The sequence below is a fragment of the Craterilacuibacter sp. RT1T genome, from assembly GCF_023502145.1.
GTDB lineage: Bacteria > Pseudomonadota > Gammaproteobacteria > Burkholderiales > Chromobacteriaceae > Craterilacuibacter.
Map to the genome: position 1 here is coordinate 1 of NZ_JAMFLI010000012.1, position 15213 is coordinate 15213.

Below are 15213 nucleotides of genomic sequence, written 5' to 3' on the forward strand. Positions count from 1 at the left end.
ATTTCGAAGCGGCTAAACCACGTCAACACCCCAGTTCCCAGTTCCCAGTTCCCGGCTCCCCGATCCCTGTTCCCCATTTATCAGTGTGCAGCCCCCCAGCTATCGCCGGCACCGACTTCGGCCAGCAGCGGCACTTTCAGCGCCGCCACTTTGGCCATCAGCTCGGGCAGTTTGACCTTGACCCGATCCAGTTCATCCATGGGGACTTCCAGCACCAGTTCGTCGTGCACCTGCATAATCAGCTTGCTGGCCAGTTTTTCGTGCTGCAGCCAGTTCTGTACCGCAATCATCGCCAGCTTGATCAAGTCCGCCGCCGTGCCCTGCATCGGGGCATTAATCGCCGCGCGTTCGGCGCCGGCACGGCGCATGGGATTCGCACCACGGATTTCCGGCAGGTACAGGCGGCGGCCGAAGGCGGTTTCCACATAGCCCAGCTCGCGCGCCGACTCGCGGGTATGCGCCATATAGTCGGCCACACCCGGGTAGCGCATGAAATAGCGGTCGATATATTGCTGGGCGGCGCTGCGCTCGATATCCAGCTGGGCGGCAAGGCCGAATGCGCTCATACCGTAGATCAGGCCGAAGTTGATGGCCTTGGCGGCACGGCGCTGCTCGCTACTGACCGCGTTCAGGCTGACACCGAACACTTCGGCGGCAGTGGCACGGTGAATGTCTTCGCCGGCGGCAAAGGCTGCCAGCATGCCTGCGTCGTCCGACAGGTGGGCCATAATTCTCAGCTCGACTTGCGAGTAGTCGGCCGACACGATGCAGGAGCCGGCCGGCGCGATAAAGGCTTCGCGCACACGCCGCCCTTCTTCGGTACGCACCGGAATGTTCTGCAGATTGGGGTCGGAGCTGGACAAGCGCCCGGTCACCGCCACCGCCTGTGAATAACTTGTATGCACACGCCCGGTCTGTGGATGAATCAGCAAGGGCAGCTTGTCGGTATAAGTCGACTTCAGCTTGGCCAGGCTGCGGTACGCCAGAATCAGCTTGGGCAGCGGATAATCCAGCGCCAGCGCTTCCAGCACCGACTCATCGGTGGAATAGCCGCCGCTGGCGGTTTTTTTCACGCCCTTGGTTGGAATCGCCAGCTTGCCGAACAGGATTTCCTGCAACTGCTTGGGCGAGTTGATATTGAAACTCTGCCCGGCCAGTTCGTGGATCTTCGTTTCCAGCGTCAGCATCTCCAGACCCAGGCTATGACTTTGCGCATGCAGGCGGTCACGGTCGATCAGCACGCCGTGGCGCTCCATAATGAACAGCACCTCGGCCACCGGCAGTTCGATATCGCGATAGACCGAGGCAAGCCGGCCTTGCAGCATGGGCTTGAATACCGCATTCAGGCGCAGGGTAATGTCGGCGTCTTCGGCCGCGTAGCGGGTAGCCGTGTCCAGATCGACTTCGGCAAAGCCGATCTGCTTGGCCCCCTTGCCGCAGATGTCTTCGTAGGCGATGGTGTTTTCGCCCAGATGGCGGCGCGCCAGATCATCCATATTGTGGCGCTGGTGGCTTTCGACCACATAGCTTGCCAGCATGGTGTCGTCGGCCACGCCGGCAAGGCGAATGCCGTGATTGGCAAAGACATGGCGGTCGTACTTGAGGTTTTGTCCCAGCTTTTTCCGGCTGGCGTCCTCCAGCCACGGCTTGAGCCGGGCCAGCGTCGCATCCAGATCCAGCTGGTCGGGCACACCGGGGTAATCATGGCGCAACGGGATATATGCCGCCTCGCCAGCCTGTACCGACAGGCTAAGCCCCACGATGCGCGCCGCCATCGGGTCCAGGCTAGTGGTTTCGGTATCGACCGACACCAGATCGGCACGGTTTAACTTGTCCAGCCATTCATCCAGCTGGGCGGGCGTGGTGATCATCTGGTAGTCGCGCGCCAAGGGCGCGGGTTCGGCCACAGCTGGCGCCACGCTTTCATCAAGCGGAGCAGGGTCGGCAAACAGGTCATCGGTCGTATGCAGTGCCGGCACGGGCTGACTGAGTGCAGGCGCGACCGCCACGCTGGCACTGCCGCTCTCCTCCATCAGCTCGCGGTAAAAGGTCCGGAAGCCGAACTGCTGGAACAACTCGGCCAGACGCACCACATCGCGCCGGCCATGAATCAGGCTGTCCATGCCATGCGCCATATGGCCGGCCAGATCGACATCGCATTTGATGGTGATCAGCTCGCGCCCCTTGGGCAGCCATGCCAGCGCCGCACGCAGGTTTTCGCCCACCTTGCCGCCTATCTTGTCGGCGTTGGCCATCACGCCCGCCAGGGTATCGTATTCGGTCAGCCACTTAAGCGCGGTCTTGGGGCCGCATTTGTCCACGCCGGGTACGTTGTCGACCTTATCGCCGATCAGCGTCAGATAATCGATGATGCGTTCAGGCGGCACGCCAAATTTGGCCAGCACCCCGGCCTCGTCCAGCACTTCATTGGTCATGGTATTGACCAGCGTCACGGCAGGCGTCACCAGCTGCGCGATATCCTTGTCACCGGTCGAGACAATAACCTTCATGCCGGCCTTTTCACCGGCATGGGCCAAGGTGCCGATCACATCATCGGCCTCGACCCCGCCCACCACCAGCTTGGGCCAGCCCAGCGCTTCGACCACCGCATGCACCGCTTCGACCTGGCTTGCCAGCTCTTCCGGCATGGATGGGCGCTGTGCCTTGTACTCGGGATACAGCTCGTCGCGGAAAGTCTTGCCTTTAGCATCGAATATGCAGGCGCTATAATCGGAAGCCACCTCCTTTTCCAGCCGGCGCAACATGTTCACCATGCCGTATACCGCACCCATGGGTTTGCCATCGGGCGAGCGCATATCCGGCATGGCATGGAAGGCGCGATAAAGATAAGAAGAGCCGTCAATCAGCAGCAGTGTTTTCATAAGAGGCTTTAAAGATGAGCTTGTCCGATAAGTTGCCGCCCAGCAGCGACCGCTACGAGATGATGCAACGCTTCCGTGCCCGCGAAGCCTGGCACGTGATGAAGATATTGTCGGAATTTGTTGAGTCGGCAGAAGAACTGCAGGGTATCACGCCTGCAGTCAGTATTTTCGGCAGCGCGCGTACTGCGCGCGACCAGCGTTATTATAAGCTGACCGAAGAAGTCGCCCGCCTGTTGTCGGATGCAGGCTTTTCGGTCATCTCCGGCGGCGGCCCCGGCATTATGGAGGCGGCCAATAAGGGTGCATTTTACGGGCGCAGCCCGTCGGTTGCGCTCAATATTGTGCTGCCGCACGAGCAGACGCCCAATCCTTATCAGGATCTCAGCCTCAAATTCAACCATTTCTTCAGCCGCAAGGTGATGTTCGTCAAATACGCCATCGCCTACGTGGTGATGCCCGGCGGCTTTGGTACACTGGACGAAATGTTCGAGGCGCTGACGCTGGTGCAGACCGGCAAGAGCCGCAAGATCCCCATTATTTTATGCGGCAGCGAATTCTGGCAGGGCCTGCTCGACTGGATACGCGCCCAATTGGTCGACGGCGGCATGATAGCCGCAGCCGACCTCGATCTGGTGCAGCTGATCGACGAGCCGCAGGCCATTGTCGACACCATTTTCAAGTATTACGAAACCCGTGGCTTCGAGGCTCTGCCCGAAGAAAACGAACAACTGCTCAATCTTTGAGCACCAAGGAAACCACTATGCGCCACCTTTTGCTTGCCCTGACGCTTGCCAGCCCGCTGGCACTGGCCGATACCCCGCCGGCTACCCCCGTGCCCCCACCACCGGCCATTGCCGACGGCATGATCGAGGGCGGCGGCCCCGAGCCCGAAGTACGCATTATCCAGAAAGGCGCGGACAAGATAGAGGAATACCGCATCAACGGCCTGCTCTATATGGTCAAGGTCACCCCATCGATCGGCTTTCCCTACTATCTGGTCGACGACGATGGCACCGGCAACCTCAAACAGATCGATCCGGCACGCCGCATCGTCATCCCGCAATGGGTCTTGATGCGATTCTAAGGACGAAGCATGTCGGTTTACACCTCGGTTACAAAACAGGCGCTGACAGACTGGCTCGCCGGCTATGCGCTGGGCGAGCTGGTCGATCTGAAAGGCATCGCCGCCGGTATCACCAATACCAATTATTTCGTCACCACCACCCATGGCCGTTATGTGCTGACGCTGTTTGAAGCGCTGCAACTGCACGAACTGCCCTACTATCTGCAACTGATGAGCCATCTGTCGCGCCACGGCGTCGCCTGCCCGGCGCCGGTTGCCGACAATACCGACCGGCTGGCATCCATGCTGTGCGGCAAGCCGGCCTGTCTGGTCACCTGTCTGGATGGCGCCGATGTCAGCGAACCCTCGGCGACGCAATGCCGCGCGCTGGGCGAGATGCTGGCCACCATGCACCGTGCCGGCGATACCTTCACCCTCAAGATGAAAAACCCGCGCGGACCGCGCTGGTGGAGCCAGACGGCGCAAATGCTTTACGCCAAGCTGCCGGACAGCGACGCGTCCATGCTGCGCGCAGAGATCAAGCTGCAGGACAGCCACCGCTTCGATCACCTGCCCTCGGGCGTGATCCATGCCGACCTGTTCAAGGATAATGTGCTGATGAAGGGCGAGGCCATTGCCGGCTTTATCGACTTTTACTATGCCTGCAACGATGTACTGCTGTACGACGTGGCCATCGCACTGAATGACTGGGCACGCAAGGCCGACGGCACGATAGACGACACGCTGGCGCGTGCACTGCTGGATGGCTACCGCAAGGTGCGCCCGTTCACCAGCGAAGAAGAACAAAACTGGCCGGTGATGTTGCGCGCCGGTGCCTTGCGCTTTTGGGTGTCACGCCTGCTGGACCTGCACTTCCCGCCCGCAGGCGAGTTGACCTTCACCAAAGACCCGGCAGTATTTCGCCAGCTGATTGTCAACTACAGCAGCCGCACGGATTTCTGGCTGTAAAAATCGGCCTGTACTGGGCGCCAAGCAAACGCGCAGTACAGGCCATGGCATACGCGCTAAACCGCCGCCACAGGCCGCTCAAGCGCGGCCCAGTCATGGGGCTCGCCCAACCAGGCGAGCATGGCCACACCATCCATCGGCCGGGCAAACAGATAGCCCTGTATCTGGCGATAGCCTATGGCGCGCAGCTGCCTGTACTCCGCGACGGTTTCCACCCCTTCGGCAATCAACGCCAGCCCCATGCCCTGCGCCATGTCGTACACGGTGCGCGCCAGCGTGTCATCGCCGGCTCCCAGCAACTGGACAAAGCTGCGATCCAGCTTGAGCGTATCAAACGGCAGCGCGCATAGCCGCGCCATGGACGAGTAGCCGGTGCCGAAATCATCCAGATGCAAGCCTATGCCTATGCCCACGAGTTCGGCCAGCGTCTGCCCGGCTAGCGGTAGCTCATCCAGTGTCGCACTTTCGGTAATCTCGATCGAAACGGCGTCCACCGGCAAACCATGCGCGACAATCAGCGCCTGCAATCGGGTGGCCAAATTCTCTTCCAGCAGCTGCAATGCAGACAGATTGACCTGCAACTTGAGCGCAGGCTGCAAGGCCCGAAACGCACAGAAGTCGACCAAGGCCCGGCGCAGCATCTGCTCCCACAGCGTACCGATCAAGCCGATTTCTTCGGCCAGCTGGATAAAGGCCGGCGGTGGCACCATGCGACCATTCAGGGACCAGCGCGCCAGCATTTCCAGCGAAACCACCTGACCGCTTACCGCATCCACCACCGGCTGGAACCATGGCCGGATCTCGTCGTTTGCAACCGCACTACGCAAAGCCTGCTCCTGCAACAAACGCTCATCGGCAGCGGCACTCATCTCCTGGCTATAGACGCACAAACCATCCCGCCCCTGCTGCTTGGCGGCATACATGGCAAGATCCGCATGACGCATCAGCGCCTGCCCCTCCATACCGGCTTGCCAGCTTGCCAGCCCGATTGACGCGGTGACCTTCAACTCATGACTGCCCACGATCAGGGGTCGGCGCAAGACGGGCAGTAGCCGCTGCGTCACATGCACGGACAAGGTGGCGGCATCGCCGGCGATCAAGGCACAAAATTCGTCGCCGCCGCTGCGGAACAATGTGCCGCGACCATCCAGTGCACGGTGTAGCAGCACTGTCAGTGCCTGCAACAACTGGTCACCAACCAAATGGCCCAGACTGTCGTTAATCCGCTTAAATCCATCCAGATCAAGCAGCAGCAGGCTATAGACCTGCCCGTCGCGGCGTCTTGCCATGTCCGCCAGCGCCTGCTCCAGCGCCCAGCGGTTGCCCAGCCGGGTCAATGGATCGGTCACGGCCTGTTGCTGCAGCTTCTCCCGCATCTTGGCCAGCTCATCCATTTGCCGGTTGTATGCCAGCGCCAGATCATCCAGTTCGCAGCGCCCCGTCACTGGCCAGTGCAGGGTCTCGCCCCCATCGCCCGCGCGTGCCAGGCGGGCAAACTGCTCGATACGAGAAATCACCAGCTCGCGCAAAAAATGGCGCATCCACCAGCTGGCGATCGCAATCAGCAAGACAATGCTGCAAGCAAAGAACAAGCTCAGCCATAGCAGCATGCGGTGATCCAGCTGCTTATTGAGCTGCAGCGACCAGCCTGGCGCATCGGCAAGCGCGCGGGCAAGACGATAATCCACCCGTCCATCCCAGCCATAATCGGCGCGCGCCTCCTCCCCCCCCTGACCGAGCGCCACATCCAGCCCGGCCTGTGCTCCCAGCCGCGCCATATTGGTCCCGTCAAGATAACGCCCCATCACGATCATGCCGTTGCTGGGAGCGCTTTCATCGGAAGTACTGACACCGGCCAGCGCCAGTTGCGCCGGACGTGAGCCAATGAAAACCAATTGATTGATGCTCTCCCCCGCCGCCAGTTTCTGGCTCTGGATAGCCGGCGCAGACAAGGCCTGCAGCAATGCCGGCGACAAGGGGCGACTGCCGTCGCCGACGATATACAACAACTCGCCACTGCGACGGAAAATAGCCGTGAAATCGACACCAAAACCATGATAACTACTGGAGAAATTGGTTTCGATAAAGCGGCGGTCAGGATGGTTAACATAATGGTAAGTATCATCCCAACTGGCGTAATCCTTCGCCAATACCTGCAGGCGCTCGCGCTCGGAAGCCAATAGCAGGGTCGCCTTGTCGGCCTCGGCCTGCATCAGAGCCTTGTCGGCCAGATGAGTGAACAGAACCAGCAGGCACATACTGATAAGCAGCAACAAGCTTGCCAACATCGTCATCAGCAGGACAAAACGTCGCGTCAGCAGCGTCTGCAAACGGATAAAAGGGAAAGCATCCGGCGGCGTCAGGGTTGGCACAGGCCACACTTTCATGTTTATTTATTGTAAAAATACACTTGATAAATAAAAACCACTACCAATAAATGAATCTACGACACCAAGCCGGTGTCAGGAAAAACTATTTCACAACATGTGCAGAAAAGCCTGCAGATGCCGGGCCGCCATCCGCTCGCGCCGCTGCGCCTGCCACAAGCTACGCACCAAGCGCGGCAGCGGCGTCGAGAGTTCGACCAGGCGGCCATCGGCCAGCCATTCAGCCACCACCTCGCGCGACAGGCAGGAAATGCCAAGTCCTGCCGCGACGCTGCGCTTGATCGCCTCGGAGTCACCCAGCTCCATCTCCAGATTCAGCCCGGGCAAATGGGGCAATAATAAGCGCTCGACCTCCTCGCGCGTGCCGGAACCGGCTTCGCGCAAAATCCATGCCGCGCGAGCTAGCTCGGCCAGCGTCAGACTCTGCCCGGCCAGCGTATGGGCAGGCGATGCAAACACCACCAGTTCATCTTCGCGCCAGGGCAAAACCAGCAGTTCCGGATGATGGCACGGCCCTTCGACAAAAGCGCAATCGACTTCAAAACCAAGCACCGCCGCAATAATATCGTGCGTGTTGGCGACCTTCATTTCCAGTTGTACGGCAGGATAATCACGCCGGAACGCAGCAAGATACGCCGGCATCAGGTAGTTGGCAATCGTGGTGCTGGCACCCAGCTTGAGCCAGCCGGCATCGCTCAAAAATAGCGTCTCTACATCCTGTGCGCTCTCCAGCAAGGCGCGGGCACGCGGCAATAGCACGCGTCCGTGCTCGTTCAGCACCAGACGCCGCCCCACCCGGTCAAACAGGCGTTCCCCCAAACTGGCTTCCAGCTTGTCCAAGGCCTGACTGGCGGCTGACTGGGTCAAAGCCACTCCCGCCGCCGCACGCGTCACGCTGCCCTCTGTCGCGATGGCGGTAAATACTTCCATTTCACGCAGGGTAATGCGCATCTATCCCCTCCACCATGGCGAAAGCCTAATTAATCAGTTTTGCGAATCTATATGATTAATATTATCCGTTTTTCTTCTAACCAAATGGAAGATATTGTTCGCTACCTTTAAAACCGAATCGGTCTGCCGCGCTCGCCGCGCGCAGACCAATAAAAACAAAATGGCTACGCTTACCCGCTTCACCTGTCAGCCCAAGACCGCACTCTTTGCCGTCGCCGCCCTGCTCTGCCTGTTGACCAGCCCGGCCATCAGCCTGTTTGCCGGTTTGCTGTTTGCCCTGACACTGGGCAACCCCTTACCCGGTCTGACCAAAAAACTGTCCAAGCAATTACTGCAATACTCGGTCATTGGTCTGGGCTTTGGCATGAATCTGCATGAATCGCTGGCCTCCGGGCGCGAAGGCATGCTGTTTACCATCGTATCGGTCAGCCTGATCATGTTGCTGGGCTGGTTTATCGGCCGCCGCCTCAAGCTGTCCGACGGCACGGCTTATCTGATTGCCGCCGGCACCGCCATCTGCGGCGGCAGCGCCATCGCCGCGGTGTCGCCGCTGACCAAGTCCAGCGAAAGCGAGATCTCGGTAGCACTGGCCACCATCTTCGTGCTCAATGCCATCGCGCTCTTTATCTTTCCGCCGCTGGGCCACTACTTCGGCCTGAGCGATCAGCAGTTCGGCATCTGGGCGGCCATGGCCATTCACGACACCAGCTCGGTAGTGGGGGCCGGTGCCGCCTATAGCGAGGAAGCGCTGAAAATCGCCACCACGGTCAAGCTGACGCGCGCACTGTGGATCATTCCGCTGGCCTTTGTCACGACCCTGGTGTTCCGCGACAAAAGCGCCAAGATCCAGATTCCGTGGTTTATCTTCTTCTTTATTCTGGCGATGATTGCCAACACCTATCTGAGCATTCCGGCCGCACTGACAAGCAGCGTCGTCTGGCTCTCGAAAAAAGCGCTGGTGCTGACCTTGTTTCTGATTGGCGCAGCCTTGTCGCGCGATGTGCTGCGAACTGTCGGCATACGCCCGATGGCGCTGGGGCTGATCTTGTGGGCCATTATCGGCACGGCCAGTCTGGCGGCGCTGACGCTGTAAGCAAGCACTGCGGCATGGCGCCTATCCGGGCATAAGCCGGCGAGCATACCTTGCCGCCGGCTTCTATAGTCTTAACGACAAGACTCACGCCCCGTAACGGAAAGAAAACACCGCCATGCCGCCACTCAAACCCTTAATCCCCGGCCTTGCGCTTTCATTACTCCTGGCCTTCGCCTCCATCTGGGCGGCAGAACTGGCCATCATGCGCGAATTCGGCTTCTCGGCGCTGACCATCGCCATCGTCGGCGGCATGATCATAGGCAATACCGTCTATCCCTTGTTTGCCGCCCCCTGCCACGAAGGCATCAATTTTTCCAAAGCCAAGCTGCTACGTCTGGGCATTATCCTGTTCGGCTTTCGCCTGACCTTTCAGGATATTGCCGGCGTCGGCCTGGCCGGCATCCTGATCGATGCGCTGGTCCTCACCTCGACCTTCTTGCTGGCCTGGTATCTGGGACGCAAACTGTTCGGTCTGGATGAGGAAAGCACCATCCTGATCGGCGCCGGCAGCGCTATCTGCGGCGCGGCGGCGGTGCTGGCCACCGAACCGGTGCTGCGCGCCAAGGCCGACAAGGTGGCGGTGGCCGTGGCCACCGTGGTGGTGTTCGGCACACTGGCCATGTTTCTTTACCCGGCGGCCTATCATGCGCTAATCAAGGCTGGCTGGCTGAGCGCAAACGACTTTGCCTACGGCGTTTTCAGCGGCGCAACCATACACGAAGTGGCGCAAGTGGTCGCAGCCGGCAAGGCGGTCAGTGAAGACGCCGCCACCAGTGCGGTAATCACCAAGATGATACGGGTGATGATGCTGGCGCCTTTTCTGCTGATTCTGTCCAGCTGGCTGGCCAAACGCCATCGCGGCAGCGGCCCCGGGCGCGGCAAGGTACAGATCCCATGGTTCGCCGTGCTGTTTCTGGTGGTGGCCGGCTTTAATTCGCTGAATCTGCTCTCCCATCCGCTGGTGGCCTGGATTGTGTCATTCGACAATCTGATGCTGGCGGCCGCCATGGCCGCACTGGGGCTGACCACCCATCTCTCGGCCATTCGCCAGGCAGGGGTCAAGCCGCTGGCGCTGGCCGCCTTGCTGTTTGTCTGGCTGATTGCCGGCGGCGGCCTGATCAGTGCCGGCCTGCTTGCCGTTCTGTAATGAGCCATCCACGCGTGCAGCCATCGCAGCCGGAATCAACAATACCGATTACGGCTGCTACAATCCGTCATCATTTCGACGGACTGTTGCCTTATGAGCCACCCCCACCTTGAGCAGGTCAAAACCTTCTTGCTGGATCTGCAAGACCGTATCTGCCACGCACTCGAAGCCGCCGATGGCCAGGCGCACTTTAACGAAGACGCCTGGCTACGACCGGCAGGTGGCGGCGGGCGCAGCCGGGTTCTGAGCGGTGGCGCGGTATTCGAACAGGCCGGCGTCAATTTTTCCCATGTTTCGGGCGACAGCCTGCCCGCTTCGGCCAGCGCCCATCGCCCGGAGCTGGCCGGACGCAGTTTTCAGGCGATGGGGGTGTCGCTGGTCATTCACCCGGCCAACCCGTATGTGCCGACCAGCCACGCCAATGTGCGCTTTTTTATCGCCGAAAAAGCCGGTGCAGAGCCGGTATGGTGGTTTGGCGGCGGCTTTGACCTCACCCCCTACTACGGTTTTGACGAGGATTGCGTGCACTGGCATCGCGTCGCACGCGATCTGTGCGCCCCCTTTGGCGCAGAAACCTATCCGAAGTACAAGGCATGGTGTGACGACTATTTCTATCTCAAGCACAGAAGCGAGCCGCGCGGCATCGGCGGTCTGTTCTTTGACGATCTGAATACGCCCGATTTCGCACAAAGCTTTGCCCTGATGCAGGCGGTTGGCAACGGCTATCTCGATGCCTATCTGCCGATTGTCGAGCGCCGCAAGCACCTGCCATGGGGCGAGCGCGAACGGCAGTTCCAGCTTTATCGCCGCGGCCGCTATGTGGAATTCAATCTGGTATGGGATAGGGGCACGCTGTTCGGCCTGCAAAGCGGCGGGCGTACCGAGTCCATCCTGATGTCGATGCCGCCGCTGGTGCGCTGGGAATACGGCTACACGCCGGTCGCCGGTTCGGATGAAGAGCGGCTCAGCAGCCATTTTCTGACCGCCAGGGATTGGGTCTGACCCGCAAACCCGCCACGGAGCTTAAGCCATGCCGCTCACGCAAATTTTCATACACCCGCTCAAATCCTGTCGCGGTATAGCGAGCGGGCGCGCGTTTGCCGGCTTGAGCGGCTTTTTGCACGACCGCGAATGGCTGCTGGCCACACCGGATGGCGGCTTTATCAGCGCACGCACCGATCCCGCCCTGCTGACGGTCAGTGCCGAACCCTGGCCTGGCATGATGCTGTTTCGTGCGCCGGGTCGCCCGCCTATCGCCGCCTGTGAAACCCGCTACACCCAAGCGGTCGCCGCCGAAGTCTGGGGCGACGCGTTCAGCGCCTGGCATGGCGATGCGGCACTGGATGCATGGTTCAGTGCGCTGCTAGACAAGCCCTGCCGCCTGCTATGGCTGGGCGCGCAATCAAAACGCCAGCGTACCCAGCTTGAGCATCCGGTGTCGTTTGCCGATGGCTACCCCTACTTGCTGACTAATCAGGCTTCGCTGGGCGCACTGAACAACGAGTTGTCCACCCCGGTCAGCATGCGCCATTTCCGTCCCAATCTGGTGGTGGACGGGTTTGCAGCGTGGGCAGAAGACCAGTGGAAAACGCTGCGCATCGGTGCCCTTGTCTTCGACGTGGCCAAGCCATGTGCACGCTGCGTGCTGACCACGCTAGACCCGGACAGCGGCCAGCGCCGCCGCGACAGCGAGCCGCTGCGCTTATTGGGCAAACGCCGCCGTATCGATGGCGAAGTGCTGTTCGGCTTGAATCTGGTCGCCCGCACGCAAGGCTTTATCAACGTGGATGATGCGGTGGAAATACTGGCGTAAAGCCGCCCGCAGGCAACACGCAGCTGACGCCAGCTAAGCTGCAGTGTTACCATGGCGGCACCCATACCTTGAGACACTCATGTTTGCGCGCTTGCTCCGCCTTGTCCTGCTTACGCTCAGCCTGCTGATTCCACTGCAGGCCAGCTTGGCGATGCCCATTATCGGGCAGGACGACTGCTGCGCCAGCGAGATCAGCCAGACAGACTGTCATCAGGGCATGCAGGACTCGCTGGCCGGCAATAGCAGCATGATGTGCTGCCAGTTGCACGCGGCCACACCGGCGGTGATTCTGACCACGCCACCGCTGCTCGCTCCCCGCGAAACATGGCAGGAACTGATGGCGCTCGCGCCCGAATCCTGCATACCCGCCCCGCCCGAACACCCGCCACGACGGGCCTGAATAGTGCGACAGCCAGCCGGCTGACCTTATTCAAACCCCTCGTGGAGTCTTACCATGAAACACCGACACTTTATTGTGGCTGCGCTTGCGGCCGCCTTTTCCCTGCCAGCGCTGGCCGCACCCGCCGGCGTCATGCTCAAAGATCCTTATTGCGGCTGCTGCGATGCCTGGGCCGGCCATATGAAGCAAAACGGCCTGGAACTCAGCAGCCGCATCGAGCAGAACATGGCCAAGATCAAGGATGAACGCCGCGTACCGGCCAACTTGCGCTCCTGCCATACTGCAGAAATAGGCGGCTATCTGTTTGAAGGCCATGTCCCGGCAGATCTGGTGAAAAAAGTCCTGAAAGACAAGCCCAAGATTGCCGGCCTCGCCGTACCGGGCATGCCCATGGGCAGTCCGGGCATGGAAGGCCCGAGCAAACAAGCCTATCAGGTCGTCGCTTTCGACCGCCAGGGCAAGACCTACGTCTACGCCAACCGTTAATATTTAAGGAATACCATCATGAAAAAAATACTGCTGATCGCCCTCGCAACCCTGAGTCCACTAGCCTTTGCCGCCACCCCGGCCCCGGCAGCCAAACCGGTATGCCCGATGGCCGCTGCCGGCCATACCATGCCCGGTCACGCCATGCCGGCAAACTGCCCGATGGCTGACGCACACGCCGGCCATATGATGGCAGTGCCACCTGCCGCCGCCACGCCGTCCACCCGCGACTATATGAAGGCACATGATGCGATGATGAAAGGCATGGCCATCCAGTACAGCGGCGATGCCGACCGCGACTTTATGGCCGGCATGATCCCCCACCATCAGGGCGCCATCGATATGGCCCGCGTCGCTCTGCAACATGGCAAGGACCCGGTAGTACGCAAGCTGGCGCAGGAAGTGATCGCAGCGCAGGAAAAAGAAATCGCGCTAATGAACCAGTGGCTGGCCACCCACCCGCTGAAGTAATCATTTAACAGCCCGCATCATCAAACCGCCCAATATTGGGCGGTTTTTTTACGCCAGCCACCGGCAATTCTTGCCTTTTGCCATATAGCTGTTACTTATTCTCTATGGGGTCAACGCTTGCATCAGCTTGCGGCCAACATTGGCGGGCTCCATCCTTCAGGAGATCGTGCGATGAATGTAAAAACCACGCTCAGCCTTGTTGCGCTGACACTATCCCTCGCAGCCTGTGCCACCGTTGATAAGGATGCCCGCGATATGGCGGCCAAGGCACAATCGACGGCCGACCAAGCCCTATCCACTGCCAATCAGGCCAATGCCAACTCGCAAGCGGCAGCCCAGATGGCACAGCAAGCGCAACAAACCGCCAACCAGACCGCCGCCCAGCTTAACGGCATGATGCAGAAGGGCATGGTCAAGTAAAGCTGCGCCACAGCACAAACCAAAAGAGCCGCTCGCTGCGGCTCTTTTTTACTTCTACCCACCCTGACGCGTCACTGCTTGCGTAACGGCACTCTGGCCTTGTTGGCGTCCTCGCCATAAGGCGGCTCGGTATAGGCTTGCACCGGCAAACTCTCGACAATCTGGTCAGTGGCAGGAGCGCCAGGGCTGAGTGCCAGCGGCAAGATAGTCGGCTTGGCCAGTACCGCATCCACCCGCTGCCAGTCCACATCGCGCCCCTCATTGTCGGGCAAGGCATCCAGCAGCGCCTGCGCCTGCTCCCGATCCGGTGGCGCCTGTTCATACTCGCCAACGATGGGGTAAGACACCAGCACCGGCTTGCCATCCAGCACCCCGGCCATCAGCGGCTGGTTGATGATGCGGATGGGTACGCCGCGCGGCAGCAGCTTCATCAGCTCGGCAGCATTTTCCGGATACAGATGCAGGCAGCCGTGACTGGCGCGTGTGCCCAAGCCCCACGGCTTATTGGTGCCGTGAATGAAGATGCTCTTAAAGCCGGTCTGGAAAGCCAGCATCCCCATCGGGTTATCCTCACCCGGCGGCACATAGTTGGGCAGGACTTCACCATCGCGCTCAAAATGCTCGGCCTTGATGCTGTCCGGCGGCGTCCAGCCCGGATCCTGAATCTTGGCCACCAGCCGCGTCTCCCCCAATGGGGTCGACCAGCCTTCACGCGCAATCCCCAGCGGCACGGTATACACCTGACGCGGCTGGCCTTTTTTCGGCGGCAAGAAATAGAACAGGCGCCGCTGCGGAATATTCACCACCACCCCCTGCCACGGCTTGGGCGGCAACACATACTGCGTGGGCACGACCACCCGCGCATGCGCGTCCGGCGTCCACATATCAACCGTGGGATTCGCCTCGGTCATTTCCATAAAACCGGTGCCGTAGTGACGCGCCAGATCCAGCAAACTATTGCCCTCGGCCTCGACCGTGACCGCCTGCGGCGCACCGACCACGGTATCGCCATTGTCCGGCAGATCAAACACCTGCGCCTGTGCGCCGACACAAGCCAAAGCCAGTGCCAGCACCGTCAGGCGCCAAGAGAACAGACTGTGCATATCATCCTCCATCGCATTTGCGATGCCT

The 15213-nt window shown here is 60.4% G+C and carries 15 protein-coding genes; 11 read left to right on the top strand and 4 right to left on the bottom strand.

Annotated features, from left to right (window positions below; translation table 11 throughout):
* Nucleotides 1-80: 80 nt before the first annotated feature.
* On the bottom strand, nt 81-2882 hold the full coding sequence (gene polA, locus M3P88_RS14085) for a DNA polymerase I (RefSeq protein ID WP_249616637.1): 2802 nt from the start codon (nt 2880-2882) through the stop codon (nt 81-83).
* A gap of 14 nt (nt 2883-2896) precedes the next feature.
* On the opposite strand from polA, the gene M3P88_RS14090 reads away from it, so the two are divergent.
* The 3 genes from M3P88_RS14090 to thrB are packed head-to-tail and all read left to right on the top strand — an operon-like array spanning nt 2897 to nt 4914.
* Complete coding sequence (locus tag M3P88_RS14090) at nt 2897-3625, top strand: LOG family protein (protein WP_124735937.1); 729 nt, start codon at nt 2897-2899, stop codon at nt 3623-3625.
* A 17-nt stretch (nt 3626-3642) separates the two neighbouring features.
* Nucleotides 3643-3966, top strand: coding sequence for a DUF2782 domain-containing protein (locus tag M3P88_RS14095; protein WP_249616638.1), 324 nt, complete (start codon nt 3643-3645; stop codon nt 3964-3966).
* Between the two features lie 9 nt (nt 3967-3975).
* On the top strand, nt 3976-4914 hold the full coding sequence (gene thrB, locus M3P88_RS14100; protein WP_249616639.1) for a homoserine kinase: 939 nt from the start codon (nt 3976-3978) through the stop codon (nt 4912-4914).
* Nucleotides 4915-4970: 56 nt separating this feature from the next.
* On the opposite strand, the gene M3P88_RS14105 is transcribed toward thrB, so the two are convergent.
* Both M3P88_RS14105 and M3P88_RS14110 read right to left on the bottom strand, forming a co-directional pair.
* The gene (locus M3P88_RS14105; RefSeq protein WP_249616640.1) at nt 4971-7301 is read right to left on the bottom strand and encodes a putative bifunctional diguanylate cyclase/phosphodiesterase; all 2331 of its coding nucleotides are present in this window, start codon (nt 7299-7301) and stop codon (nt 4971-4973) included.
* A 90-nt stretch (nt 7302-7391) separates the two neighbouring features.
* Nucleotides 7392-8252 (bottom strand): LysR family transcriptional regulator, encoded by an 861-nt coding sequence (locus tag M3P88_RS14110; RefSeq protein WP_249616641.1) that lies wholly within the window; start codon nt 8250-8252, stop codon nt 7392-7394.
* A 160-nt stretch (nt 8253-8412) separates the two neighbouring features.
* Here M3P88_RS14110 and M3P88_RS14115 point away from each other — a divergent pair, with 160 nt between their 5' ends.
* The 8 genes from M3P88_RS14115 to M3P88_RS14150 all read left to right on the top strand — a co-directional run bounded on the left by M3P88_RS14115 (nt 8413) and on the right by M3P88_RS14150 (nt 14082).
* On the top strand, nt 8413-9345 hold the full coding sequence (locus tag M3P88_RS14115; protein ID WP_249616642.1) for a YeiH family protein: 933 nt from the start codon (nt 8413-8415) through the stop codon (nt 9343-9345).
* A gap of 115 nt (nt 9346-9460) precedes the next feature.
* Entirely contained in the window at nt 9461-10492 is a 1032-nt protein-coding gene (locus tag M3P88_RS14120) for a YeiH family protein (protein ID WP_249616643.1), read from the top strand.
* Nucleotides 10493-10585: 93 nt separating this feature from the next.
* Complete coding sequence (gene hemF / locus M3P88_RS14125; RefSeq protein WP_249616644.1) at nt 10586-11494, top strand: oxygen-dependent coproporphyrinogen oxidase; 909 nt, start codon at nt 10586-10588, stop codon at nt 11492-11494.
* Between the two features lie 28 nt (nt 11495-11522).
* Nucleotides 11523-12305 carry an MOSC domain-containing protein gene (locus tag M3P88_RS14130; protein ID WP_249616645.1) on the top strand — a complete coding sequence of 261 codons (783 nt, stop codon included), beginning with the start codon at nt 11523-11525 and terminating at the stop codon, nt 12303-12305.
* Between the two features lie 79 nt (nt 12306-12384).
* Entirely contained in the window at nt 12385-12705 is a 321-nt protein-coding gene (locus tag M3P88_RS14135) for a hypothetical protein (protein WP_249616646.1), read from the top strand.
* A 54-nt stretch (nt 12706-12759) separates the two neighbouring features.
* The gene (locus M3P88_RS14140) at nt 12760-13191 is read left to right on the top strand and encodes a DUF411 domain-containing protein (RefSeq protein WP_249616647.1); all 432 of its coding nucleotides are present in this window, start codon (nt 12760-12762) and stop codon (nt 13189-13191) included.
* Between the two features lie 18 nt (nt 13192-13209).
* Nucleotides 13210-13662, top strand: a complete 453-nt coding sequence (copM, locus tag M3P88_RS14145; RefSeq protein WP_249616648.1) for a CopM family metallochaperone — start codon at nt 13210-13212, stop codon at nt 13660-13662.
* Nucleotides 13663-13833: 171 nt separating this feature from the next.
* The gene (locus M3P88_RS14150) at nt 13834-14082 is read left to right on the top strand and encodes an alanine-zipper protein (RefSeq protein WP_249616649.1); all 249 of its coding nucleotides are present in this window, start codon (nt 13834-13836) and stop codon (nt 14080-14082) included.
* A gap of 71 nt (nt 14083-14153) precedes the next feature.
* Here M3P88_RS14150 and M3P88_RS14155 read toward each other — a convergent pair whose 3' ends face one another.
* Nucleotides 14154-15185 carry a L,D-transpeptidase family protein gene (locus M3P88_RS14155; RefSeq protein WP_249616650.1) on the bottom strand — a complete coding sequence of 344 codons (1032 nt, stop codon included), beginning with the start codon at nt 15183-15185 and terminating at the stop codon, nt 14154-14156.
* Nucleotides 15186-15213: the final 28 nt, after the last annotated feature.